The 23,007-nt window shown below is 63.6% G+C and carries 18 protein-coding genes and 1 pseudogene; 12 read left to right on the top strand and 7 right to left on the bottom strand.

Annotated elements, in window-relative coordinates:
• Nucleotides 1-37 precede the first annotated feature (37 nt).
• Nucleotides 38-817 (bottom strand): SDR family oxidoreductase, encoded by a 780-nt coding sequence (locus ACFSQT_RS23890; protein WP_379022764.1) that lies wholly within the window; start codon nt 815-817, stop codon nt 38-40.
• A 152-nt stretch (nt 818-969) separates the two neighbouring features.
• Between ACFSQT_RS23890 and ACFSQT_RS23895 the strand changes: the two genes are divergently transcribed.
• Entirely contained in the window at nt 970-1,752 is a 783-nt protein-coding gene (locus ACFSQT_RS23895) for a UDP-2,3-diacylglucosamine diphosphatase (protein WP_379022766.1), read from the top strand.
• A 125-nt stretch (nt 1,753-1,877) separates the two neighbouring features.
• A complete protein-coding gene (locus ACFSQT_RS23900; protein WP_379022768.1) occupies nt 1,878-3,092 on the top strand; it encodes an MFS transporter in 1,215 nt (404 codons plus the stop codon).
• Here ACFSQT_RS23900 and dgcA read toward each other — a convergent pair.
• Nucleotides 3,063-4,046 (bottom strand): N-acetyl-D-Glu racemase DgcA, encoded by a 984-nt coding sequence (gene dgcA, locus ACFSQT_RS23905; protein ID WP_379022770.1) that lies wholly within the window; start codon nt 4,044-4,046, stop codon nt 3,063-3,065. The two genes, ACFSQT_RS23900 and dgcA, sit on opposite strands and share 30 nt — an antisense overlap.
• 78 nt (nt 4,047-4,124) lie before the next feature.
• Between dgcA and ACFSQT_RS23910 the strand changes: the two genes are divergently transcribed.
• The 4 genes from ACFSQT_RS23910 to ACFSQT_RS23925 all read left to right on the top strand — a co-directional run bounded on the left by ACFSQT_RS23910 (nt 4,125) and on the right by ACFSQT_RS23925 (nt 8,211).
• Nucleotides 4,125-5,312, top strand: a complete 1,188-nt coding sequence (locus tag ACFSQT_RS23910) for an ABC transporter permease (RefSeq protein WP_379022772.1) — start codon at nt 4,125-4,127, stop codon at nt 5,310-5,312.
• A gap of 1 nt (nt 5,313) precedes the next feature.
• On the top strand, nt 5,314-6,135 hold the full coding sequence (locus ACFSQT_RS23915; protein ID WP_379022774.1) for an ABC transporter ATP-binding protein: 822 nt from the start codon (nt 5,314-5,316) through the stop codon (nt 6,133-6,135).
• Nucleotides 6,136-6,149: 14 nt separating this feature from the next.
• Nucleotides 6,150-7,523 (top strand): MlaD family protein, encoded by a 1,374-nt coding sequence (locus tag ACFSQT_RS23920; RefSeq protein ID WP_379022776.1) that lies wholly within the window; start codon nt 6,150-6,152, stop codon nt 7,521-7,523.
• 79 nt (nt 7,524-7,602) lie between these two features.
• Nucleotides 7,603-8,211, top strand: a complete 609-nt coding sequence (locus ACFSQT_RS23925) for an ABC-type transport auxiliary lipoprotein family protein (RefSeq protein WP_417568617.1) — start codon at nt 7,603-7,605, stop codon at nt 8,209-8,211.
• 159 nt (nt 8,212-8,370) lie between these two features.
• Here ACFSQT_RS23925 and ACFSQT_RS23930 read toward each other — a convergent pair whose 3' ends face one another.
• Complete coding sequence (locus ACFSQT_RS23930; protein ID WP_379022780.1) at nt 8,371-14,943, bottom strand: apolipoprotein A-IV repeat region-like domain-containing protein; 6,573 nt, start codon at nt 14,941-14,943, stop codon at nt 8,371-8,373.
• A gap of 270 nt (nt 14,944-15,213) precedes the next feature.
• Between ACFSQT_RS23930 and ACFSQT_RS23935 the strand changes: the two genes are divergently transcribed.
• The 3 genes and pseudogenes from ACFSQT_RS23935 to ACFSQT_RS23945 all read left to right on the top strand — a co-directional run bounded on the left by ACFSQT_RS23935 (nt 15,214) and on the right by ACFSQT_RS23945 (nt 17,170).
• Nucleotides 15,214-15,582 (top strand): Hpt domain-containing protein, encoded by a 369-nt coding sequence (locus ACFSQT_RS23935; protein WP_379022781.1) that lies wholly within the window; start codon nt 15,214-15,216, stop codon nt 15,580-15,582.
• A gap of 100 nt (nt 15,583-15,682) precedes the next feature.
• On the top strand, nt 15,683-16,003 hold the full coding sequence (locus ACFSQT_RS23940; RefSeq protein WP_095085095.1) for a 2Fe-2S iron-sulfur cluster-binding protein: 321 nt from the start codon (nt 15,683-15,685) through the stop codon (nt 16,001-16,003).
• 137 nt (nt 16,004-16,140) lie between these two features.
• Nucleotides 16,141-17,170: pseudogene (locus tag ACFSQT_RS23945) on the top strand (NAD(P)/FAD-dependent oxidoreductase).
• A gap of 70 nt (nt 17,171-17,240) precedes the next feature.
• Here ACFSQT_RS23945 and ACFSQT_RS23950 read toward each other — a convergent pair.
• Both ACFSQT_RS23950 and ACFSQT_RS23955 read right to left on the bottom strand, forming a co-directional pair.
• Nucleotides 17,241-18,719: an MDR family MFS transporter gene (locus tag ACFSQT_RS23950; RefSeq protein ID WP_379022783.1), complete on the bottom strand. Its 1,479-nt coding sequence runs from the start codon at nt 18,717-18,719 to the stop codon at nt 17,241-17,243.
• A 215-nt stretch (nt 18,720-18,934) separates the two neighbouring features.
• Nucleotides 18,935-19,552 carry a DUF922 domain-containing Zn-dependent protease gene (locus ACFSQT_RS23955; RefSeq protein ID WP_379022891.1) on the bottom strand — a complete coding sequence of 206 codons (618 nt, stop codon included), beginning with the start codon at nt 19,550-19,552 and terminating at the stop codon, nt 18,935-18,937.
• 138 nt (nt 19,553-19,690) lie between these two features.
• Between ACFSQT_RS23955 and folP the strand changes: the two genes are divergently transcribed.
• Genes folP through folK form a run of 3 tightly spaced genes read left to right on the top strand, consistent with a single transcriptional unit; the run spans nt 19,691 to nt 21,401 of the window.
• A complete protein-coding gene (gene folP, locus ACFSQT_RS23960) occupies nt 19,691-20,542 on the top strand; it encodes a dihydropteroate synthase (protein WP_379022785.1) in 852 nt (283 codons plus the stop codon).
• Nucleotides 20,543-20,545: 3 nt separating this feature from the next.
• The gene (gene folB / locus ACFSQT_RS23965; protein ID WP_056582260.1) at nt 20,546-20,905 is read left to right on the top strand and encodes a dihydroneopterin aldolase; all 360 of its coding nucleotides are present in this window, start codon (nt 20,546-20,548) and stop codon (nt 20,903-20,905) included.
• Entirely contained in the window at nt 20,889-21,401 is a 513-nt protein-coding gene (gene folK / locus ACFSQT_RS23970; protein WP_379022787.1) for a 2-amino-4-hydroxy-6-hydroxymethyldihydropteridine diphosphokinase, read from the top strand. Before folB ends, folK begins: the two co-directional genes overlap by 17 nt.
• 12 nt (nt 21,402-21,413) lie before the next feature.
• Here folK and ACFSQT_RS23975 read toward each other — a convergent pair.
• Both ACFSQT_RS23975 and ACFSQT_RS23980 read right to left on the bottom strand, forming a co-directional pair.
• Nucleotides 21,414-22,357, bottom strand: a protein-coding gene (locus ACFSQT_RS23975) for an IS630 family transposase (RefSeq protein ID WP_379018015.1) whose coding sequence is annotated in 2 segments (ribosomal slippage) — nt 21,414-22,021 and nt 22,021-22,357 — 945 coding nt in all. Because the reading frame shifts where the segments join, the coding sequence is not laid out codon by codon here.
• 96 nt (nt 22,358-22,453) lie between these two features.
• Entirely contained in the window at nt 22,454-22,999 is a 546-nt protein-coding gene (locus tag ACFSQT_RS23980; protein WP_379022789.1) for a DUF924 family protein, read from the bottom strand.
• Nucleotides 23,000-23,007 lie beyond the last annotated feature (8 nt).

Raw genomic sequence — 23,007 nt, forward strand, 5'->3', positions numbered from 1 at the left:
ATCGCAGATGAGTCCCGCTGCCTGGCACTCGCGTCGATCAAAAGGCGCTGACGTAGAGACCTCCGTCGACCGGTATGTTCTGCCCGGTCAGGTAGCCGGCATGAACCGAGCACAGGAAGGCACAGATCTGGCCGAACTCCTCCGGCGTGCCGAGCCGCTTGGCCGGCACATCGGCGCTGATGCGGGCCTTGCGCGCAGTGGCGGCGGCAGGATCCTCTGGTGTGCCGGCCTCATGCGGGCCGCGCAGGCGGTCGGTATCGAGCTTGCCCGGCAGCATGTTGTTGATGGTGACGTTGCGGTCGATCACCGTTCGCGCCACGCCGGCAAGGAACGAGGTCAGGCCGGCGCGCGCGCCCGACGACAGGTCGAGGCCGGGGATGGGGACGTAGACCGACAGCGAGGTGATGTTGACGATGCGGCCGAAGCCGCGCGCCGCCATGCCGTCGATGACGGCCTGAACCAGCTCGACCGGCGTCACCATGTTCTGGGTGACGCCTTCAAGGATCTTTGCGCGATCGAGTTCGCGAAAATCTCGCAGTGGCGGGCCGCCATTGTTGTTGACGAGGATATCCGGTTCGGGACAGGCGGCGAGCAGCGCCTTCTGCACCTCCGGCTTCGAGACGTCGCCGACGACTTCGGTCACCGTGACGCCATAGCGCTGGCGCAGCTCGGTGGCGGTCTTGGCCACCAGCTCGGCATTGCGGCCGTTGACAACGATATCGCAGCCGGCTTCAGCCAGCGCCATGGCGCAGCCGCGCCCAAGCCCCTTGCTCGAAGCGCAGACGATAGCCTTCTTTCCGCGAATGCCGAGATCCATGATGATTTCTCCTTGTGAGCCGGCGGCAAGCTAGTCCTTCGGCTGGACCAATCGCAACCGTCATACGGTTGTTGCATGAATCGGGGCATAGCCTGCGCGAAAGCAAGGGTGAAATCGCGATGTCAGGCCAAGAGCCCCGCACTTTCCGAAGCATGTTCATTTCCGACGTCCATCTCGGCTCGAAGGCGGCCAAGGCCGAATTCCTGATCGATTTCCTTCGATATCACGACGCCGATATCATCTATCTGGTTGGCGATATCGTCGACGGCTGGCGGTTGCGGCGGGCCTGGCACTGGCCGCAAAGCCACAATGACGTCGTGCAGAAATTGCTGCGCAAGGCCCGCAAGGGCGCCAGCATCACCTACATCGCCGGCAACCATGACGAATTCGCACGCCAGTTCCAGGGCGTGCATTTCGGCGGCATCGTCGTTGCCGATCGCGCCATCCACGAAACCGCCGACGGCAAGCGGCTGCTCGTCATCCATGGCGACCAGTTCGATACCGTCGTCCACAATGCGCGCTGGCTCGCCTATCTCGGCGACCACGCCTATGACGCGGCCATGCTGGTCAACCGCGTGGTGACGCGGCTGCGCCAATTGCTCGGCCTGCCTTACTGGTCGTTCTCGTCATGGGCCAAGGTCAACGTCAAGAAAGCGGTGAACTTCATCGGCTCGTTCCAGACCATGCTTGCGGAAGAGGCGCGCCGCTCGCATGTCGACGGCATCATCTGCGGCCATATCCATCACGCCGCCATCGAGAATTTTGGCGATGTCCAATACATCAACACCGGCGACTGGGTGGAAAGCTGCACGGCGGTGGTCGAGCATTTCGACGGCCGGATGGAAATCCTGACCTGGGCGCAGGTGCTGCCCGAGGCGCCGGACGAACCCTTCATCCCGTTGCTCCTCGAAGACCGGGTGGGGCAGGCGGCCTGACGCGATATCCGCCGCGGGTTTCGGGATTAATCGATTAGGCCAGCCGGTTTCGTCCGGTTTTCGCCCATGTTAAGGGATCGATACACGTTGCCGTCCGGTCGAGTGCAGCGTTATTGGATCGATTCATGTCGCTGCCGCCGCTTTCGCCCGAACAACTCGTCAAGCCACGCCATTTCGAATTGCGCATGAGCCTGATCTTTGCGACGCTGTTCGTGCCGCTCGGAACGCATCTGCCCTATTTCCCGCTGTGGCTGCAGGCCAAGGGGTTCCATGCCGAGCAGATCGCCGTCATCCTGGCGGCACCGATGTTCCTGCGCGTGGTGACGACGCCGTTGCTGACAGCACTTGCCGACAGGGCCAGGGACCGCGCCTATGTCTATATCGCGCTGGTGGCGGCGTCGCTGCTTTTGTCGGCCGGTTATTTCCTGACGCCGACCTACGCCATGGTGCTGGCGGTGTCGCTGGCGCTGACCATTGTCTGGACGCCGCATTCGCCGATCGCCGATTCGCTGGCGCTTTCGGGTGTGCGCCGCTTTGGCTCGAACTATACGAGCATGCGCAAATGGGGCTCGATCTCCTATCTGTTCGCCAATGTCGCCGGTGGCTTCATCCTGTCGGCAACCGGCGCTCGGGCCGTTCCGGTGATCATTTTCGCAGCACTTGCCGCCGCCCTTGCCGCCGGCTTGCTGGCGCCGCGTCTTGGCCGTCCGCGACGCGCCTCGCCGCTGTCGGCCACCGACATCCAGCACGCGGCGCCGAAGCTTCTCAACCCGTATTTCCTGTATTTTTCCATCGGCGTCGGGGTCATCACCGCCAGTCACGCATTCCTCTACGGCTTCGTCTCCATCTACTGGAAGTCGATCGGCCTCAGCGATTCGATCGTCGGCCTTTTGTGGGCCTGGGGCGTGGTGTCGGAAGTCTGTATGTTCATGATGTTCACCCGCTTTTTCGGCTCGTTCTCGGTCGCCTCGATCATGGTGATGGCAGGGATCGGAGCCATCGTGCGCTGGATCGCCTTTCCACTGGTGTGGCCGCTCGGCCTTGGCGTTGCCGGATTTTTCGGCGTCCAGACGCTGCATTCGGTCTCGGTGGCGCTGGTGCTGATCGGCCTGCAGAAGATGATCGGCGAAACGGTCTCCGAGGAGCGGACAGGTGCCGCACAAGGCATCGCCTATTTCTCCAATGGTTTCTTCATGGCGGTGGTGACGCTGGCGTCCGGCCCGCTCTACGACCGTTTCGGCGTTGACGGCTTCTTTGCCATGATCCCGATCGCCTTGGTCGGGCTGGTGCTGATCGGGCTTGCGGCGCGCTCAGCCCCACAGCGCCGTATCGGGCGGTGACACCAGCGATCCCCGATAGACAAGGCCCGGCACACGGTCGCGGGCAAGCAGCAGCGGACCGTCGAGATCGACGAAATTGGCATTCTGGGCGAGCAGCACCGCCGGCGCCATCGCCAGCGACGTACCGACCATGCAGCCGACCATGACGCCGAAACCGAGTTCACGGGCGCGATCGCGCAGCGTCAATGCGGCCGTCAGCCCGCCCGACTTGTCGAGCTTGATGTTGACGGCCTCGTAGAGGCCGACAAGCGCTTCGAGATTCTCAGCCTCATGCACGCTTTCATCGGCGCAGATCGGCACGGGGTGCGCGATATGGCGCAGGATCTCGTCGTGGCCGGCCGGCAGCGGCTGTTCGATCAGCGCAATGCCTTGCTCGGCGGCAAAGGCGAGGTTCGCGACGATGTTGTCGTCGGTCCAGCCCTCATTGGCGTCGAGGATGATACGGCTGTCGGGTGCGGCCTGCCTGACGGCGCGGATACGGGCGATGTCGTTGTCGCCGCCGATCTTGACCTTGAGCAGCGGCCGCGCCGCGTTGGCGCGAGCCTGTGCCGCCATCGCCTCCGGCTCACCCAGCGACAGCGTGTAGGCCGTTTCCAGCGCCCTTAAAGGAACAGCGCCCATGGCATTCGCCACCGATGTTCCGCTGATCTTTGCCTCCAGATCCCACAGCGCGCAGTCGATGGCGTTGCGGGCAGCTCCGGCCGGCATGGCATCGAGCAAGGCAGCCCGGCTGATGCCGCCGGCGATCCGCTGGCGCATGGCCTCGATCGCCTCGCTGACGCCGTCCATGGTCTCGCCATAGCGCTTGTAGGGGACGCACTCGCCGCGACCGGTGTGGCCGTCCTCGCTGATCATGCACGTGATGACCTCGGCTTCGGTCTTGGAACCGCGTGAAATGGTGAAGGTTCCGGCGATCGGGAAACGTTCTGCCTCGACTGAAATGACACGCGCCATATTTTTCTGCTCCGGCTATGCAACAACGGGCGAGTCGGCAAATCGACAGCTTGGTTCCGTCAGGCTAAACAGGACGCCATGTTGATCATCGGCAAGCGCGACGCAAGCGGCACGACCGCAGGGGAGGCTGACCACGAACCGCGCGTGGCGATCGGCGAGGAGGACAGCGTTCTCGGCTGCGCCTTCTCGGGTATCTGGACGACACGGACCGTCGCGCTGATCGACGCGCAAATGCGCAAGATCGAGAAACGAAGCGGTTTCAAGACTTTGGCGCTCGATCTTTCGAAGATCGAGAAAATGGATACCGCCGGCGCCTGGCTGATCGACCGGCTGGTCAGTGCCTTCGAGAAGAAGGGTGTCAAGATCAGCATGCAAGGCCAGAGCGAGATCGCTACCATCCTGCTGGACGCGGTGGGCGAGGCCGTTCGACGCGAACCCGAATCCGGCGCCGCCGGCCCGCCCAACATCATCATTCGCGCGCTGGAGGCGGTCGGCCGGCGCGTCTACGAGATGCGCGACGATTTCCTCGCCTCGATGAACATCCTCGGCGCCACCATCCGTGGCGCGCAGATGAAGCTCGGTCGTGGCCATGCCGTCAATCCGGCGGCGATCTTCAACCAGATCGACCGGATGGGCGTCGGCGCCATTCCGGTCGTGGTGCTGATGTCGGCGATCGTCGGCGCAATCGTTGCCCAGCAAGGCGCCTATCAGCTCAGCTATTTCGGCGCCGATATCTTCGTCGTCGACCTGGTCGGCGTGCTGATCCTGCGCGAACTCGGCGTGCTGATGACGGCGATCATGATCGCCGGCCGCTCCGGCAGCGCGATCACCGCCGAGATCGGCTCGATGAAGATGCGCGAGGAGGTCGACGCGCTGAAGGTCATCGGCCTCAACCCGATCGGTGTGCTGGTCTTTCCGCGGCTGGTGGCGCTGGTCATCGCCTTGCCGTGCCTGACCATCATCGCCAATTTCGCGGCACTCGGCGGCGGCATCGTCGCGGCCTGGCTGTACTCCGACATCGCGCCAGCCGCCTTCATCGACCGGCTGCGTGTCGCCATCGATCTCAGCACCATTTTCGCCGGCCTGATCAAGGCGCCGTTCATGGCCATGATCATCGGCACGATTGCCTCGGTCGAAGGCATGAAGGTCGGCGGCAGCGCGGAATCGCTCGGCCAGCACGTGACCGCCTCGGTGGTGAAGTCGATTTTCGTCGTCATCATCCTCGACGGGCTTTTCGCCATCTTCTACGCAGCGATCGAGTTCTGAGATGAAGCTGCGAAGGAGGACAAAGGCGGTCGCGATCGCGGACGAAACCGGCGAGGGCGATATCGTGCTTTCCGCGCACAACATCACCGTCTCCTTCGCCGACAAGCTCATACTCGACAAGCTGTCGCTCGATATCAGGCGTGGCGAGATTCTCGGCTTTGTCGGCGCCTCGGGTGCCGGAAAATCCGTTCTGTTGCGCACCATTCTCGGCCTGACGCGCAAGCAGTCGGGCACGATCAAGCTGTTCGGCGTCGATGTCGAAAAGGCCGATGAGGCGGAGCGCCTGCGCATCGACATGCGGCTTGGCGTGCTGTTCCAGCACGGCGCCCTGTTTTCGGCGCTGACGGTACTGGAGAACGTGCAAGTACCGATGCGCGAATATCTCGATTTGCCGCAAAAGCTGATGGACGAACTGGCGATGCTCAAGGTCGAGCTGGTCGGGCTGCCGCCGGACGCAGCGCAGAAATTCCCGTCCGAACTTTCCGGCGGCATGATCAAGCGCGCGGCGCTGGCTCGCGCCCTGGCGCTCGATCCAGACATCGTCTTCCTCGACGAACCGACATCCGGCCTCGATCCGATCAGCGCGGCGGAGTTCGACGAACTGGTGGTCAAGCTGCGCGATACGATGGATTTGACCGTCTATATGGTGACGCACGATCTCGATACGCTGTTCACCGCTTGCGATCGCGTGGCAGTCCTTGGCAAGAAGCGAGTGCTGGTCGAAGGCACCATCGATGACATGCTGAAGAGCGAGGAACCGTGGGTAAAATCCTATTTCCGCGGAAAACGCGCCCGGCAACTTGATCTTGCGGCGCGCGCATAGCCATAAGTGGGACAATGGAAACCAGAGCCAATTACGTTATTGTCGGCATTTTCACGCTGGCTGCGATCCTGGCGGCGTTTGCCTTCGTCTACTGGACGGCGGCGATCGGCGACAAGGGCGAGACGACGTTGCTGCGCGTGCGTATTCCGGGCTCGGCTTCCGGTCTTGGCCGCGGCAGTTTCGTGCTGTTCAACGGCGTCAAGGTCGGTGATGTCAGGCGCGTCTATATCGACGTCGACAATCCGACCGTCGCCATCGCCGACACCGAGATCGATCGCCTGACACCGATCACCAAGTCGACGCAGGCCGATATCGGCCTCGCCGGCCTCACCGGGCAGGCCAATATCGAACTCAAGGGCGCCGACCGCAAGGAAGTAAAACTTCTCGACCAGGCCGAAAAGGAAGGCAAGGTCGCCGAGATCGTCGCCAACCCCTCCGCCGTGACCAATCTGCTGCAGACGGCGCAGAACATCTTCACCCGCGCCGACAAGGTGCTCTCGGAACTCGAAGGCTTCACCAGGGACGTCCGCGGGCCGCTGACGCAGACCGTCAAGAACGCGCAAACGTTCTCCGATGCACTGGCCAAGAATTCTGACGGCATCGACAAGTTCCTGTCCAGCGTCAGCGCGCTCTCCGACGAACTGAAAGGCGTGTCCGGCAAGCTCGACGGCACGCTGAAGGCAGCGGAAGGCCTGCTCAATGCCGTCGACAAGGACCAGATCAAGAGCATTGTCGCCAATGTGAACACGGTGACAGGGAACCTCAAGGAAACATCGCGGCAGCTCGACGGCGTGATCAAGAATGTCGATACCGCGGTCGGATCCGTCAACGATTTCGCCAAGCGGACGCAAGGCACGCTGGCCAAGGTCGACGGCGTGCTCGACGGTATCGATCCGGCGCAGGTGCGCTCCGCACTGGCCAACATCCAGAAGGCCAGCGAAAACGCCGACAAGGCGGCCGCGGATATCGCTGAGGTGACAGACAAGTTCGCCAACCGCGCCGACGACATCGACCAGACGATCAAGGATGCCAAGCAACTCGCGCAGCGGCTCAACGACGCCTCGGTGCGTGTCGACGGCATCCTCGCCAAGGTCGACACCTTGCTCGGCTCGGGTCAGGCCAACGGCTTGATGGCCGACGCCAGGGATACGCTGAAATCGTTCAAGCAGGTTGCCGACACGCTGAATGCCCGCCTGGGTGTCATCACCGACAATCTGGCGCGCTTCTCGGGCCAGGGCCTGTCGAATGTCGAGGCGCTGGTGCAGGACAGCCGCCGATCGATCGGCCGCATCGAGGAGGCGGTGACGGATCTCAGCCGCAATCCGCAGCGCATCCTTTCGGGTGGCGACGGTGAGGTTCGGCAGTTCGATGGCAGGGTGCGGCGTTGACTTCGGTCTCCGCGCGCCCCAAGAACATGAGCCGCGAAGGCGGGTTGATCTTACGATCCGGGGACAACGGGGATCGCGCGTGAAGTCTGTGTGGGTGAGAACGGGCGGGTTGACATCGGCTGCGGCGCTGCTTGCCCTGACGCTGGCCGGCTGCGCGGTGTTGGGCGGGAAGCCCGCGCCTCTCGACACCTTCGAGCTGTCGGCGCCTTCGGTCGACGCGCATGGCCACAGCCGCCGGCAGATCCTGATCGCCCAGCCGTCGGCGCTCAAGGCGCTGGACAGCCAGAACATCGTCATCAAGCCGTCGGATCGCTCGATCCAGTATCTCAAGGGCGCGCAATGGGCCGACCGGCTGCCGCTGATCGTGCAGGCGCGGCTGGCCGAGACGTTCCAGCGTTCGGGCAGCTTTGCTGGCGTCGGCAAGCCGGGCGAGGGCCTGGCGATCGACTATCAGGTAATCGTCGAGGTCCGTTCGTTCGAGGTGCGCGTCGACGGCGGCGAGCATGCCGAGGTCGACCTGTTCGTGCGGATATTGAACGACCGCAATGGCGAGGTGCGAGCCTCCAAGAGCTTCACCGCATCGGCGCCCGTTTCAGGCAGCGGCAATCCCGCCTATGTCGGCGCGCTCGACAACGCGTTTGGGGACATTGCCAAGCAGATCGTGCGCTGGACGGATACGGTGATCTGATCCGCGTAGGGGCTTGATCGCGCAACGCTTGTGACAACGCTGATGCCTGAGGCCCGCGAGGGATGCGGCGGTGTGTGGACGCGCCAACGGCATAAAATTCGGTAAGAATGAAAAAAGGCGGGAAATTTCCCGCCTTTTTGTCTTTGCCCTATCGGGCGATCAGTGCAGGCGGCCGCTGGCGTGGGCCAGCATGGTGTAGACCTTGCCGGTATCGGACGTCAGATAGGTCTGCGCCATGATGTTGTCGCGATCGTTACGCGAGACATCCTTGAGCAGCTTCTCGAAATCGTCGCAGTAACGGTCCACGGCGCTGCGGAACTCGGCCTCCGCCTGATATTTGCGACGGATCTCGTCGAACGTCTGCTGGCCCTTCAGCGTGTAGAGCCGCCGGGTGAAGACGTCACGCTCGCCGCGCCGGTAACGGTTCCACAACTCGATCGAAGCGTCGTGGTCGATGGCTCGCGCGATATCGACGGAGAGCGAGTTCAGCGATTCCACGACATGCAGCGGCGAGCGCTGTGCGGGAGCCGCGCGCGGTGCTTCCGCCGGCGTTGCCGGCCTGGCGGCGTCTTCTTCGCGCGACGCCCCGGTCAGGAGATCGCGCACCCAGCCGCCCTGAGGTGTGCGGGCGCCGGCATCGGCACGCTGGCGCGGCGCCGCCTCGGCCGGACGCTCCAGGTCGAGCGTGCCGCGCAGTGCAGCACCGCCCAACGGCGCCTGCGGTGCGCGCAGTTCCGGCTGCGGTGCCGGTGCGCGCCGCGGCGGTTCGGCGGCGCGTGCGGCCGGCGCTTGCGGCGCCGGACGCAGGTTGCGTTGCTCGGAGGCATCGCCGCCGCCACTGCGACCGGACTTGGCAACGATGTCCGAAAGCTCTTTCAGGGCGTTGATCTGCTCGGAAACGGCCCGGCGGATGGCCGAGGTCGATTCCTTTGCCTCTTCCGGCATCTCGATGACGCCCTTCTTGAGCTCGGCGCGGGTAAGGTCGAGTTCGCTCTTGATCGAGCCCGCCGTGCGCCGCATCTCCTCGGTCGCATCGGCGAAGCGCTTGGTTGCCGAATCGACGACATCGGTGATGGCGTTGCGGATCTTGTCGGCCGACTCCATCGTCTTGCCCTCGGCGTTCTGCAGCGTCTGGCCGACGAGATTTTCGAACGAGCGCATGACCCTTTCGAGATCTTCCGACTTCTTAACCAGGCCGACAGCGAGATCCTCGAGCGACGACTGCCTTTCGAGCGTGTGCTCGAGATTGCTCTGGGCCGAACTCAGCAGGTCAGAGGCGCTCGCCAGCAGGCGGCTGTGTTCGTCGAACTTGGTGGCGATCGAAGCGACTTCGCGCAAGGTGGACGACGACAGTTCCGTCAGCCTTGTCGTGTTCGAATCGACCAGCCGTGCCGAGCTGGCAAAGGTCTGCGCGGCTTTCTCGGTGGTGGCGGCGAAGCTTTGCGTGCTGCCGCTCAGGCGTTCGTCGACCTGGCCGAGATTGACCGCGGCCTGCTCGATCAACTGACCCAGCTGCGAGCTGGACTTGGTCATGCGGCCAATGAGATCGGCGACGCTGTCGGACAGCGACGAGCGGGCGCCTTCGACCGCCGACAACGTCTCGGCGGTGCGGCTGGCGAGTGCGTTGACCAGGGCTGCATTCTCGCTGCGCAGCTTCTCGGTGGCGCGTTCGGTGACCTCTTCCATGCTCTTTTGCAGTTCTGAGCCGCCCTGGGCGAAGCGCTCGACCAGCGGCCGCGCGGTTTCGTCGAGGATCTTCGACATTTCGGCCGAACGCGCCGCGAGCATGGTGTTGAGTTCGCGGGTGTTGGCGCCGATCGTCTTGGCGGCATCATTGGTGCTCTGGCCGATATGCTGGCCAACCGCGGTGAAGGTCTCCGCGATCACATTGGCGCGCGAGACGAGTTGCGCCTCGGCGTTCGACACCTGCTCGCTGAGCTTCTGGCCCACCGTCTCAGCGGTGTGGGCGAGGCGGTTCTCGACGCCTGAGACCTGCTCTTCGACGCGGGCGGCCGCAGCCGCGGCGCTCGATGCGAGCCGCTCGTCGGCGCCGGCAAGCGCCTGTTCGATCTCGCGGGCGTGCACCGCCATTTCCTGGCCGGTCCGCCTTGCGCGTTCGGCCACCCTCTGCTCGGTATCGGCAAAGGCGCCGACGATGGTCTCGGCATGCTCGCCGATCGTCGACGAGGTGTTGGCGATGCGCGACACCAGACGCTGATCGGCTTCGTCGAAGATGCGACCGATTTCCGACGCACGGCTCGACAGCGCTTCCGCACCTTCGGCGATGCGCGAGACCAATTGCTGGTCTGCGGCATCGAAGATACGGCCGAGATCAGAGGCACGTGCGGCAAGTGCCTCGGCCGATTCGCCGATACGCATGCCGAGCCGCTGATCGGCGCCTTCGAAGTTGCGCAGGATGTCGCCGGCGCGCGCGGCCAGCGACTGGGCCGTTTCGACGGCGCGAGCGACCAGCTTCTGGTCGGCCGCATCGAACGCGCCGGCAATCTCGGCTGCACGGGCGGCCATATGGTCGGCTGTGTCCTGGGCGCGGGCGGTAAGCTGATCGGCGGTTTCCTGGGCGCGGGCGGCGAGCTTCTGGTCCGCCACGTCGAAGGTGCCGGCGATCTGGCTTGCACGAGCGGCCAGCTGGTCGGCCGTTTCATGGGCGCGAGCCAGCAGGGAGCTGGAGGCGTCATCCGCGCGGGCCAGCAAGGCGTTCGACGTATCTTCGGCACGGGCGTGGAGGCGACGGTCTGCCTCCTCGAAGGTGCGGGCGATGTCTTCGGCTCTCGCCAGCAGGGCGGCGGACGTCTGCTCGGCGCGCTCCGCGATCTGGCGGTCGGCGTCACTGAACGCGGCACCGGCCTGCTCATGCAGCGTGCTGGTGACTTCCAGGACCTTTTCGCGCAACGCGGTGGCAACGAACACCGCACTCTTCTCGAGCACGGCTCGGACGTTGTCGACGCCTGTCGAGAGCGCACGCTCCATGGTGCCGGCGCGCTCCTCGATGATGCCCGTCTGGCGGCCGAACGCCTGCTCGATCTTCTCGACATCGGCAGCGATAGCGGCGGAAATATCCGTGCTTCTTGCGGCGATCTGGTCGATATGGCCCGACAGCGAGCGGTCGACGTCCTTGCGGGTCTCGGCGAGTTTGTCGAGATCGTCTTCCAAGGCGCGGGCCAGCATATTGCGGCCTTCCGACAGCTTGCCGACATGTCCGGCGATGATGTCGTCGATTTCGCCGCGGCTTGCGGAAAGGTTCTGCAGGTCGGCTTCCAGGGCGCGCTTGAGGATATCGCGGCCTTCGGCGAGCTTCTCGACCTGGCCGGCGACCAGTCCGTCGATGCTGGAGCGGCTCTCCGCCAGCTTGGCGAGATCGTCTTCCAGCGCCTTCGACAGGGTCGAGCGCTCCCCGACAAGCTGTTCCGCGTGGCTGTTGACCAGGCCGCTGACGTTTTCGAGGTCGGCCTCGAGTGCCTTCGACAGCGTCGAACGATCCTGGACGAGCCGTTCGGAGTGGCTGTTGACAAGGCCGTTGACGCTTTCGAGATCAGCCTCGAGCGCCCGGGCGAACTGTGCCCGTTCATCGACCAGTTTCTGCGACTGGTCGGCAACGGTGTTCTTTATCGCATTGAGGTCGGCTTCCAGGGCACGCCGCAGGATGTTGCGGCCTTCCGACAGCTTCTCGACCTGACCGGCGACCAATCCGTCGATGCTGGAGCGGCTCTCCGCCAGCTTGGCGAGATCGTCTTCGAGCGCCTTCGACAGGGTCGAGCGCTCCTCGACAAGCCGTTCCGCGTGATTGTTGACCAGGCCGCTGACGTTTTCGAGGTCGGTCTCGAGTGCATTCGACAGCGTCGAACGGTCCTGCACGAGCCGTTCGGAATGGCTGTTGACCAGGCCGCTGACGGTTTCGATATCAGCCTCGAGCGCGCGGGCAAACTGTGCCCGGTCATCGACCAGTTTCTGCGACTGGTCGGCAACGGTGCTCTTGATCGCATTGAGGTCGGCTTCCAGGGCACGCCGCAGGATATTGCGGCCCTCCGACAGCTTCTCGACCTGACCGGCGACCAATCCATCGATGCTGGAGCGGCTCTCCGCCAGCTTGGCGAGGTCGTCTTCGAGCGCCTTCGACAGGGTCGAACGATCCTGAACGAGCTTGTTCATGTGATCGGCGATGACGCTGTTCACATTCTGCAGGTCTGCTTCCAGCACCCGTGAAAGCTGGCCGCGATCCTCGGCCAGCCTTTCCGACTGGCTGGCGATGACGCCCTTGATCGTGTTCAGATCGGATTCCAGCGCGCGCTTAAGGATGTCGCGGCCTTCGGCCAGCTTCTCGACCTGACCGGCAACCAGCCCATCGATGCTCGAGCGGCTTTCGGCCAATTTGGCAAGGTCAGCTTCCAGCGTCTGCGACAGCAGGCTGCGGTCTTCGGCCAGCCGTCCCGAATGGCTATCGATCAGGCCGCGTATGCTGGACAGATCGTCGTCGAGGGAACGGGAAAGCAGCGTGCGGTCGTCCGCCAGCTTGGCGGAATGGGCTTCGATGAGGCTCTTGATGCCGACGATGTCGTTTTCCAGCGCCTTGGCGAGCGCGGCACGACCCTCGGCGATCTTCTCGACCTGACCGGCGACGAGACCGTCGATACCGGCGCGACTGTCGGACAGTTTGCCGAGATCAGCTTCCAGGGCGCGCGACAGGATGTTGCGGCCCTCGGCAAGCTTGCCGACGTGGCCGGCAACCATTTCATCAATGATCGTACGTGCTTGCACCAGCTTTCCGGAGTCTTCGTTCAAGGCATTGGAGAGCCTGTTGCGGCCTTCTTCCAGCCTTTCAAGATGGCCGCCCAGCGATGCATCGATGGCCGCCCGCGATTCATTGACCTTGCGCAGATCCTCTTCGAGGGCGCGTGAGATCAGGTTGCGGCCTTCGGCCAGCTTCTGCACCTGGTTGGTCACCGCCGCATCGATGCCGGCGCGGCTTTCGGCGAACTTCGCCAGGTCGGCCTCCATGGCCGCGGTCATTTGCTCGCGGCTTTCCGAGAGCATGCGGCTGTGATTTTCGACGGCTTGCTCGATGCCGGCGCGGGCGTCGGTAAGTCGCTGGATGTCGCCATCGAACGAACGCGAGACGACGTGACGCGCGGCTTCCATGCGCCCGGCGAAGTCGCTGGCCCGGGCTTCGAGCATGGAGGAGGTCGAGGTGACGATGTCGGCCATGTCGGCGCCGATCTGGGTCTTGCCCTGATCGATCATCGCCGACAGCGTGTCCTTGCTCTCGGCGAAGGTGTGCGCGATTTCGCGGGCGCGCTCGACCAGCGTCTCGTTGATCTGGCGGGCACGGGCCTCGAGCGCCGCGTTGAGCTTCTGCGTTCCGGTGTCCAGCGCCTCGGCGCGGGTCTGGAACTCACTGATCAGCGCCTGGCCGCGTTCGGCCAGCGTCCGCTCGATGCCGTTCAGGCTGGCCTCGAATTCGGAATTGAGGGTGCGCGCGGCACCGCCAAGCAGCGACACCATGCCGGTGGTGCGATCGTCGAGCAGATCGGTCAACGACCGTGTCAGGCCGTCGGTGGTGTCGGTCAGCTTGGCGATGCGAGTGTCGAGAAGGCTGGCGAACGCCTCGCCCGAGGTCGACAGCCGGTCGGTGATCGAATCGAGCCGGCCTTCCACCGAATCGAAGATCGACATCGAGCTTTCATTGATGCGGTCGATGAGCGTGTCGCCGGAATTGGTGATCGTCATCGACAGCTTGGTTGACGCATTGAGGATGCTGTCGCGGATGATGTCGGAGGCGGCGCCGATCTCGTCCTTCAGCGTCTCATGCGCGCCGGTGATCGAGGCGCGCACGCGCTCGGCATGGGTCACAACGGCTTCGCGCTCGCTGCCGAGCCCGTCGACCAGCGAACGGATGCGGGATTCGTTCTCCGAGTAGGAGCGCTCGATCTGGTTGACCTCGCTATGAACCAGCGTTTCCAGCTCGACGGCGCGGGCAAGCGTGCGCTCGATGCCTTCACCCATGGCGGCCACCTCGCGACGAACGGCCTGGCCGATCATCATGACGCGATCCTGGGCAAGGTTTTCCGGTTCGGTCAGGCGGAAGGCCACTTCGGTCATCGACTGGGCGGCGATGCGCATATCCTGGGCGCGGCGAATCATCGTCGCGAAGGCCCAGAACAGGATGACGGGCACGATTGCCGCGATCGCCAGGCCGATCAGTTCGGGACGGGCAAAAAACTGATCGGGCGTGCGGATTCTCCAGATGCTCGGTCCGAAAAGGAGGTTGGCCAGACCGCCGGCGCCGGCGATCCAGGCGAGTGAGACAAAGGCGACGACCCAGTAAATGGTGTTCGAGGCACGCCTGTTGAGGCTGTGCAGGAGCGTCTTGTAGTCCTTCTGGCGATCGTCATTGGCCGGCGCGAAACCAGTGGGCTGGGCGCCATTGCGTGTTTCCACGGGGCGCAACTCGGCAGGCTTGGGCTGGAGGGCGGGTTTTGCGGCCGGACTCTGCGCGGCCTGACTCTGATTGACCGCGGGCGCCGGCTTCTCGTTGCGTCCCTCGCGCGCCAGTTCGTCGGCGGCCTGGGATATCTGCGCTTCCAGATCTTCCATCGAAGCCGCTATGTCGAGGTCGCCACCGCCGGCATCGCCGCTGAGGTCGAGATCAAGCGCCTTTTCCAGTTCCCTGGCCACGTCGTTGTCGAGAGTTCTCGTCGTCGTTGGTTTCTTTGCCATGCCTTCGCTACCCTGTACTAGCTGCCGCGGGCTTATAATTTTGTTTGTCGTACCCCGCGCAGGAGGCTGAAAATGGACCCCTCGTATCGTAATGACACAGGGGGGTAAAGAAAACATGCATTCCGCGAGATACGTAAAACTTTAAATATAGGGTTAACGGAAGCGTGATTTCGGCGCCGCTTTCGCAACATTTTTCCCGGCCACTCATTAACCCGTTGTCCATTGGATTCGCCTAGGTTTTGGGCGATCGAAGAAACGGAGTTCGTGTTCATGCGTGGCGAAAGCGGCATTGCCTTCTCAATGCCCGGGGGCGACGTATCCGGACCCAGGCGGTCACGGCCGGTCGATTTGGCACACCTTGCCCGCCAGACCATGGGCGACCGCAGCCTCGAGCAAGAGGTGCTGGCGCTATTTGTACAACAGGCATTGGCGGTGCGCGACAAAATAGTCGATGCCGACATCAAGGACCGGCTTCTGCTGGCGCATGGGCTGAAGGGTTCGGCGCGGGGTGTCGGTGCCTTCGCCATCGCCGATTGCGCTACCGAGATCGAGCACCAGCCGCAGGACGATCAGATGCTCAGTCGGCTTGGCACGCTGATCGACGAAGTGCGCGATTTCATCGCCGCCATCAGTCGCTGAACCCGGTTTGTGGAAAAACGTCACGGAGCGGCGCTTTCGCGCGGCAGTTGACTTGTCAGCCGGAGTGATTATCTCGGCTGAGACTCCCTTCAGGTGACAAATGACCAAGCTGACCTTCATCGCCCATGACGGCACACAATTCGACATGGACGCCGAAAACGGCTCGACGGTCATGGAGAATGCGATCCGCAACGCGGTGCCGGGGATCGAGGCGGAGTGCGGCGGCGCCTGCGCCTGCGCGACCTGCCATGTCTATGTCGATGAGGCATGGACAGCGCAAGTCGGCGAGCCGGAAGCGATGGAAGAGGATATGCTGGACTTCGCCTATGACGTCCAGCCGAACTCGCGGCTGTCGTGTCAGATCAAGGTCCGCGACGCGCTGGACGGCCTCGTCGTGCGGGTGCCGGCCCGCCAGGGCTGAGACACCGATTTTTGCCGGCTGCTGCTTGGCAGCGGCGGATTGCTCATGCAGTGTCTCGACGTTCCGCTGTAGCGCAGCGCGTCCTCCAGGATGCGCAGAGGACGCTGTAGCTTGTTTTGGCGCATGAGGCACATCGCATGACCGGCATCATCAGCACAGACGTCCTCATTGTCGGGGCAGGTCCGGTCGGCCTGTTTGCCGTGTTCGAGCTCGGCCTGTTCGACATGAAATGCCACCTGATCGACATTCTCGACCGGCCAGGCGGCCAATGCGCGGAACTCTATCCGGAGAAGCCGATCTACGACATTCCCGGCTGGCCTCGGATCTCGGCCCAAGGGCTGGTTGACAAGCTGCTTGAGCAGATCGCGCCGTTCAAGCCTGACTTCACCTACAACCGCATGGTTTCCAGCCTCGAAAAGCTGGCGGACGGCAGCTTTCGCGTCACCACGGACGAGAACGAGGTGTTCGAGGCCAAGGTGGTGGTGATTGCCGCCGGCGGCGGCTCCTTCCAGCCCAAGCGGCCGCCGATCCCGGGTATCGAACCCTATGAAGGCAAGAGCGTCTTCTATTCGGTACGCAGGATGGAGGATTTTCGCGGCCACGACCTTGTCATTGTCGGTGGCGGCGACTCGGCGCTCGACTGGACGCTGAACCTGCATCCGGTGGCGAAAAGCGTGACGCTGGTGCACCGGCGGCCCGAATTCCGCGCCGCGCCCGACAGCGTCAACAAGATGTATGCCATGCAGGAGATGAAGCAGCTGCAGTTCCAGGTCGGGCAAGTGACCGGTTTGACCGGCGGCGACGGCCAGCTTTCATCGGCCGTCATCAAGGGGCCGGACGGCGATGTTGAGGTGCCTTGCACGCGCATGCTGCCGTTCTTCGGCCTGACCATGAAGCTCGGGCCGATCGCGGAGTGGGGGGCTCAATCTTCACGAGAACCTCATTCCGGTGGATACCGAGAAATTCCAGACGTCGGTGCCAGGCATCTTCGCTGTCGGCGACATCAACTGGTATCCCGGCAAGCTGAAGCTGATCCTGTCGGGCTTCCACGAGGTGGCGCTGATGGCGCAGGCCGCCAAGCGCATCATCAGCCCCGGCGAGCGCATCGTTTTCCAGTACACCACCTCGTCGACCAGTCTGCAGAAGAAGCTCGGCGTCGTCGACTGAGCCGCTGGACACCCGGCATTGCGCCGGCCGTCTGTTTCGGCACAATTGCGGACCGCACCCGCAGATTGCCCTATTCCGCCATCACCGGCGCATGCTCGGCCTTACCGCGAAGCGGTATTTCGGGCATCAGGCAGAGTGCGACCAGCGCCATGAGCAGCGTCGCCGCGGCGACAAGGAAGATCATGGCGAATGGCGCGGCTGAAATAACCTGTCCGAGGGCCAGCGTGCCTTCACCGGCGAGCGGTAGGCCGTAGCCGAGAGCGACCGCGCCCAGCATGGCGACGCCCAGCGCGCTGCCTAGTGAGCGCAGGAAGGTGAGCACGCCGGTTGCAACGCCAAGGTGCGCGGGGTCGACGGCGTTCTGGACCGATATGGTGGCAACTGGGAAGGTCGTCCCGCTGCCCAGGCCGACACAGATCGTCAGGATCTCGACAACCGGCAGCGAGGCGCTGCCGGCGACAAGAGCGAGCAGGCCGAGGCATATTGTGGAGAAGAGCACGCCCACCATCGCGATCCGCTTGTAGTGGGTGACGTGCTGTATCATGCGCCCGCTGAGTGTCGCGCCGGCCACGGTGCCAAGCAGCAGGCCCAGCATCGCAAGACCCGACTGGCTGACGGAGAGACCGACGATCGACTGCAGATAGACAGGCAGGTAGACCGCCAGACCGATGTTGGCGGCCTGCAAAAGGAACACTGACGACGTGCCGGCGAGAACGATTGGATTGCCGAGCACCTCAAGCGAGATGAGCGGTTCGGCCGCGCGCAGCAGACGCAGCGCGAAAGCGGCCCAGAAAATCGCCGACACAGCCAACAGCCCGAGAATTTCGCGCGAAAGCCATGGATATTCGCTGCCGCCCCAGTTGAGCGCCAGCAGCAGCAATGCCGTGGCCGCGACAAGCAGCAGCGCGCCCAGGCCGTCGATGCGATGCTGCTTTGCGGCGATCGGCAGCTTCTTGAGCGGCTTGTTGATGATGGCCATGGCCAGCAGGCCGAGCGGAATGTTGATCCAGAAAATCAGCGACCAATGGAGATGTTCGGCAAAGGTACCGCCGAGCAGCGGCCCGGCGATGCTGGCGACAGCCCAGGTGCCGGAGATCCAGGCGGTGTAGCGCGCCCGCTCGCGTGGCGGAACAAGGTCGCCGATGACAGTCTGCGTCAAGGTGAACAGGCCGCCGCCACCAGCGCCCTGGATCGCTCGTCCGATAACCAGCACAAACATATTGGGGGCCATGGCGCTGACCAGCGATCCCAGGAGAAAGATCAGGATCGCCGCATAAACGGTTGGCCGGCGGCCATAGACGTCGGAAATCTTGCCGTAGAGCGGCGCCATGGCGGTCGCGGTCAAGAGGTACCCGGTGACGATCCATGGCAGATATTGCGCATGGCCCAGCGCATGCCCGATGGTCGGCATGGCAGGGGCCACGATGGTCTGATCGAGTGCCGCCAACAGCATCGACAGGAGTACGCCGGCGATGATGGCGTTCTTTTCGGTTTCGGTCAGCGGCGTGCCGGTTTCCACCATCGTTTGCTTGTCGACAGCCTGGTCCATGGTCGTTCATCCGTAAGCTTGCGGTCGATCGGCGTTGTTCGGCCGTTCCGGTCCTTTGACCATTTTGATCGCATTGGCGTTTTGAGGCCCGCGCCTGGCGAGCCTGATATATGTCGTCCCGTATAGGCCGATTTCGACGGGCGCTCGAAAGTTTTTCGAGGTTGGCACTACGCTTCGGCGAAATTGGCTTTCGCCGGCGCCGCTCGGCTTTCGAGTCAGGTCGGCGGCAGCCGCCCGCCCTCGATGCGTTCGATGCGATAGCGCAGCAGCCTCAGGATGCGGCTTTCGAAATTGACGCTTTCGACACGATCGAACTGCAGCTGGGCTTGGTCATGCCTGGCGAGAACGGCCGCGGTGATTTCGGCGGCCTTGGCCTTGGCGGCGTCACAATTCTTTTGCGGATAGGTAGCTCTCAGGGCCTCTTCGAGTTCGCGGCCATGGTTCTTGGCAATCTCGACATGGCGCTCCTCATGGCGCTTGATGTCGGCGAACAGCGTGTCCCAGAACAGCCTGACATCGGCGTCGGCCTTGCGTGGGCGGCGCCATTCGGGAAGGATCACCTTCACCTTGACGGTCACCGCCGCGTCGGCGATCCGGCAGGAGTTCGATGTCTGCGCATAGCTGACGCGGGTGGTGAAGGCCATCTGCGTGGCGCCCGGGTGCCGCGTGCCCGTGCTTTTCACCTCCGGTCCGCGTTTGGAGAGCTGTGCCTCGATGTCGTCGAGCGTGCTGCCGCCAATGGCAAAATAGCTGTACGTCTTGACGAGATTGGCCGCACCGGCCGGGATGGCGGTGACGGCAAGCAGCAGCGCACAGAGCAGGGATCGTTTCATGCCAAGCATGGATCGTTTCATTATGTTGCCTCTTCGACCACCTTGCTTTACGGCCGTTGCCGGCGCAACGGAATTGATCCGCTGCGGATCACACATGGTTGATGAGCCCTGGTTGATGAGCCCCATGGTTGCTGAACAATGACGGCCAGGCGATGGCAGTTGGCGCATGGACGCCATCTCGACCTTGGCGGCAAGGCCGTGGTCGTCGGCATCCTCAATGTCACGCCCGACAGCTTTTCCGACGGCGGTCTGTTCGACGCCCCCGAAAAGGCGCTGGCCCAGGCTCGGCGGATGATCGGGGAAGGGGCACAGGTCGTCGATGTCGGCGGAGAATCGACCCGCCCGGGTGCCGCCGCGATATCGGCGAGTGACGAACAGGCCCGTATCCTGCCGGTGATCGAAGCGCTGGCAAGCGCCGGCGAGGCGCTGATTTCGGTCGACACCTATCGCGCCGACACGGCCCGGCTTGCCGTGGCCGCCGGCGCGCATATCGTCAACGATGTCTGGGGGCTGCAGCGCGAGACCGACATTGCCCGTGTCGCCGCCGACACCGGCGCCGGGCTTGTCATCATGCATACCGGGCGGGATCGCGAGAAGCTGCCGGACGTGATTGCCGATCAGTTGGCGTTCCTGCGAAAATCGCTGGAAATCGCCCATCAGAACGGCGTTGCCGACGACCATATCGTGCTCGATCCCGGATTCGGCTTCGCCAAGGAGACGGCGGAGGAAAATCTCGACCTGATGGCTCGCTTTGCCGAGCTCAATGCACTCGGGCTGCCGCTGATGGCCGGTACGTCGCGCAAGCGCTTCATCGGCACCGTCACTGGCCGCGATGCGGCTGACAGAGGTGTTGGAACGGCGGCGACCAGCGTCATCTTGCGGCTCAAGGGCGCCGATCTGTTTCGCGTCCATGATGTCGCATTCAACGTGGACGCACTGGCGCTCGCAGATGCTATGCTGGCGCGTCAAACCGACCGGGCGAAAGACTGAGCGATGTATGTCATCCGCATGAAGAATTGCGCTTTCTTTGCCCGGCACGGCGTGCTGGACGAGGAGGAGCGGCTCGGCCAGCGCTTCTATGTCGATGCCGCTCTCACCGTCGATCCCGGCCGGGCGCTTGTCGAGGATTCGATCGAGGACACGGTCAACTACGGTATCGCGTTCACGGTGATCGAGAAGATCATCACGGGGCAGCGCCGCTTCCTGATCGAGTCGCTGGCGCTCGAGGTGGCCCGGGCGCTGACGGCGCGGTTTCCGCAGATCAAAAAAGCCGAGATCACTGTGCGCAAGCCAAACGCCCCGGTGCCCGGTGTGCTCGATTACGTCGAGGTGACCGTTGTCTGGCCCGAATAGTACGGTCTATCTCAGCCTTGGCGGCAATCTTGGCGACCCGGCAAAGTCGATGGGCGCGGCGCTGCGCATGCTCGATGCCGACGCAGATACGCGCGTCACCGGCGTGTCCTCGCTCTATCGCACGCCGCCCTGGGGCAAGCTCGATCAGCCGGACTTCCTCAATGCGGCTGCAGAGATTTCCACCGGACTTGCGCCGCGCGCCTTGCTCGACCTCTGTCTCGATGCCGAGCGCAAACTGAAGCGGGTGCGCGAGGAGCGCTGGGGGCCGCGGCTGATCGATGTCGACATTCTGGTGTTCGGCGACCGCGTCATTCATGAGACCGGGCTGGAAGTGCCGCATCCGCGCATGCTGGAGCGCGCCTTCGTACTGGCGCCGCTGGCCGAGATCGCGCCCGGCCTGGTCGTCGGTGGCCGCAGCGTCACGGACCGGCTGGTCGCTGTCGACACTTCCGGTATCGAGCGATTGCCATCCGGCCGGGATTGGTGGCTGGTCTAGAGCACGTCCGGTTTAATCTGGGTCATAACCTGCGGCCTTGAAGTAGTTCTGGCATTCGGCTGGGGTGAAGAGGTCGACGAGCGATCCGACGGCGGTCCACAGGGCTGTGATTGTCCTCTCGGCTTTGGCCCGCATAAGAGCCTTGAGTTTTGAGAAGGCGTTTTCGATCGGATTGAAGTCGGGGCTGTAGGGCGGCAGGAACATGAGCCTCGCGCCGGTCGTCTCGATTGCATCGCGAACGCCGGCGGCCTTGTGGGCGGGAAGGTTGTCCATCACGACGATGTCGCCCTCCGACAGGGTCGGGACCAGCACCTGCTCGACATAGGCCAGGAATACGTTGCCGTTCATGGCGCCGTCATAGACGAACGGGGCGGTCATGCCCGTCAGCCGCAGTGCGCCGGTGAAGGTGGTGGTTTTCCAATGGCCGTGCGGCACGCCCGCCCGGCAACGCTCACCGCATGGCGCACGGCCCCGCAGCCGGGCCATCTTGGTCGATAGTCCAGTTTCATCGATGAACACCAGCTTTGCCGGATCGAGATCGAGTTGGCCGTCGAACCACGCACGACGGCGCTTCAGGATGTCGGGACGATCCTGCTCCAGTGCATGTGCGGACTTTTTTTGAACGTCCAGCCGTGCCGGCCAAGCCAGGCGCTTAAGGCGCTGCGACTGATCCGAGCCGATCGCTCGACCGCCAGCCGCTCTACCATCTCGTTCAGCGTGATGTCCTTGCGCTCATCGATCAACCCCACGATGAAGGCTTTATGCGCATCGAGGCTGGACGCGCGTCGACGGCCTTGCGGCCGCGGCGTCCGCTCGCCGATCTTCGCCCGTGCGATCCACCGGATTGCACTCGATATGCCGACGCCGAACCGCGCCGCCGCCTGCCGGGCAGACATGCCCGCGTCCGAAGCCTTCAAGACCCGCGATCGAAGATCGTCGCTCAGTGCTCTTCCCATCATCCACCTCATCAAAGTGGATGTTGAATCACCCGCGAAGCCCGACGTCACATCACAATCGATTCATTGATCGCGGGACGTGCTCTAGCTGCGTGATTAACCGGAGAAGCCACCGCCGTCGAGGAACGCCTGCTCTTCGGGCGTGGTCTCGCGGCCAAGCATCCTGTTTCGGTGCGGAAAACGGCCAAAATTCCGGATGATGTCGCGGTGCTCGAGCGCATATTTCAGGTTGAACTCGGCTTTGGCCTTGTGCAGCTCGACCGACACGTCCTGGTCGGCAAGGTTTTCCGAATGCTCGAACGGCAAATACAGGAACACGCGGACTTCCGGTTCCAGTGCCAGATCATGGCCGGCCGCGACGGCCTTTTGAGCAAAGTACTTCGCCAGCGGATCGGTCGCGCACATATGGCCGGTGCCGCGAAAGCAGTTTCGCGGAAACTGGTCGAGAAGGATCATCAGCGCCAGCGAGCCTTCGGCGTGTGCCGACCAGTCGTCGCATTCACGCCGCGCGGCGGCGTAGTGGAGATCGAGAAAGCGGTTGCGGAAGTCGGCGTCGAATGCCTCGTTCTTCTCGAACCATGCATCCTCGCCGGCATCGCGCCAGAATTTGGTGACCGACAGGGCCCTGCTGTCCAATTCCATGCATAATT

Origin of the sequence: Mesorhizobium calcicola, assembly GCF_042682105.1 — a bacterium.
Taxonomy (GTDB): Bacteria; Pseudomonadota; Alphaproteobacteria; order Rhizobiales; family Rhizobiaceae; genus Mesorhizobium; species Mesorhizobium calcicola.

Bases quoted from the DNA above. Each gene is read 5' to 3' on its own strand.
- folB (WP_056582260.1), top strand. From the start codon at position 20,546: ATGTATGTCATCCGCATGAAGAATTGCGCTTTCTTTGCCCGGCACGGC.
- ACFSQT_RS23955 (WP_379022891.1), bottom strand. From the start codon at position 19,552: ATGAAACGATCCCTGCTCTGTGCGCTGCTGCTTGCCGTCACCGCCATC.
- ACFSQT_RS23935 (WP_379022781.1), top strand. From the start codon at position 15,214: ATGCGTGGCGAAAGCGGCATTGCCTTCTCAATGCCCGGGGGCGACGTA.
- ACFSQT_RS23980 (WP_379022789.1), bottom strand. From the start codon at position 22,999: ATGGAATTGGACAGCAGGGCCCTGTCGGTCACCAAATTCTGGCGCGAT.
- folP (WP_379022785.1), top strand. From the start codon at position 19,691: ATGACGGCCAGGCGATGGCAGTTGGCGCATGGACGCCATCTCGACCTT.
- ACFSQT_RS23920 (WP_379022776.1), top strand. From the start codon at position 6,150: ATGGAAACCAGAGCCAATTACGTTATTGTCGGCATTTTCACGCTGGCT.
- dgcA (WP_379022770.1), bottom strand. From the start codon at position 4,046: ATGGCGCGTGTCATTTCAGTCGAGGCAGAACGTTTCCCGATCGCCGGA.
- ACFSQT_RS23940 (WP_095085095.1), top strand. From the start codon at position 15,683: ATGACCAAGCTGACCTTCATCGCCCATGACGGCACACAATTCGACATG.
- ACFSQT_RS23895 (WP_379022766.1), top strand. From the start codon at position 970: ATGTTCATTTCCGACGTCCATCTCGGCTCGAAGGCGGCCAAGGCCGAA.
- ACFSQT_RS23890 (WP_379022764.1), bottom strand. From the start codon at position 817: ATGGATCTCGGCATTCGCGGAAAGAAGGCTATCGTCTGCGCTTCGAGC.
- ACFSQT_RS23900 (WP_379022768.1), top strand. From the start codon at position 1,878: ATGTCGCTGCCGCCGCTTTCGCCCGAACAACTCGTCAAGCCACGCCAT.
- ACFSQT_RS23910 (WP_379022772.1), top strand. From the start codon at position 4,125: ATGTTGATCATCGGCAAGCGCGACGCAAGCGGCACGACCGCAGGGGAG.
- ACFSQT_RS23915 (WP_379022774.1), top strand. From the start codon at position 5,314: ATGAAGCTGCGAAGGAGGACAAAGGCGGTCGCGATCGCGGACGAAACC.
- ACFSQT_RS23950 (WP_379022783.1), bottom strand. From the start codon at position 18,719: ATGGACCAGGCTGTCGACAAGCAAACGATGGTGGAAACCGGCACGCCG.
- ACFSQT_RS23930 (WP_379022780.1), bottom strand. From the start codon at position 14,943: ATGGCAAAGAAACCAACGACGACGAGAACTCTCGACAACGACGTGGCC.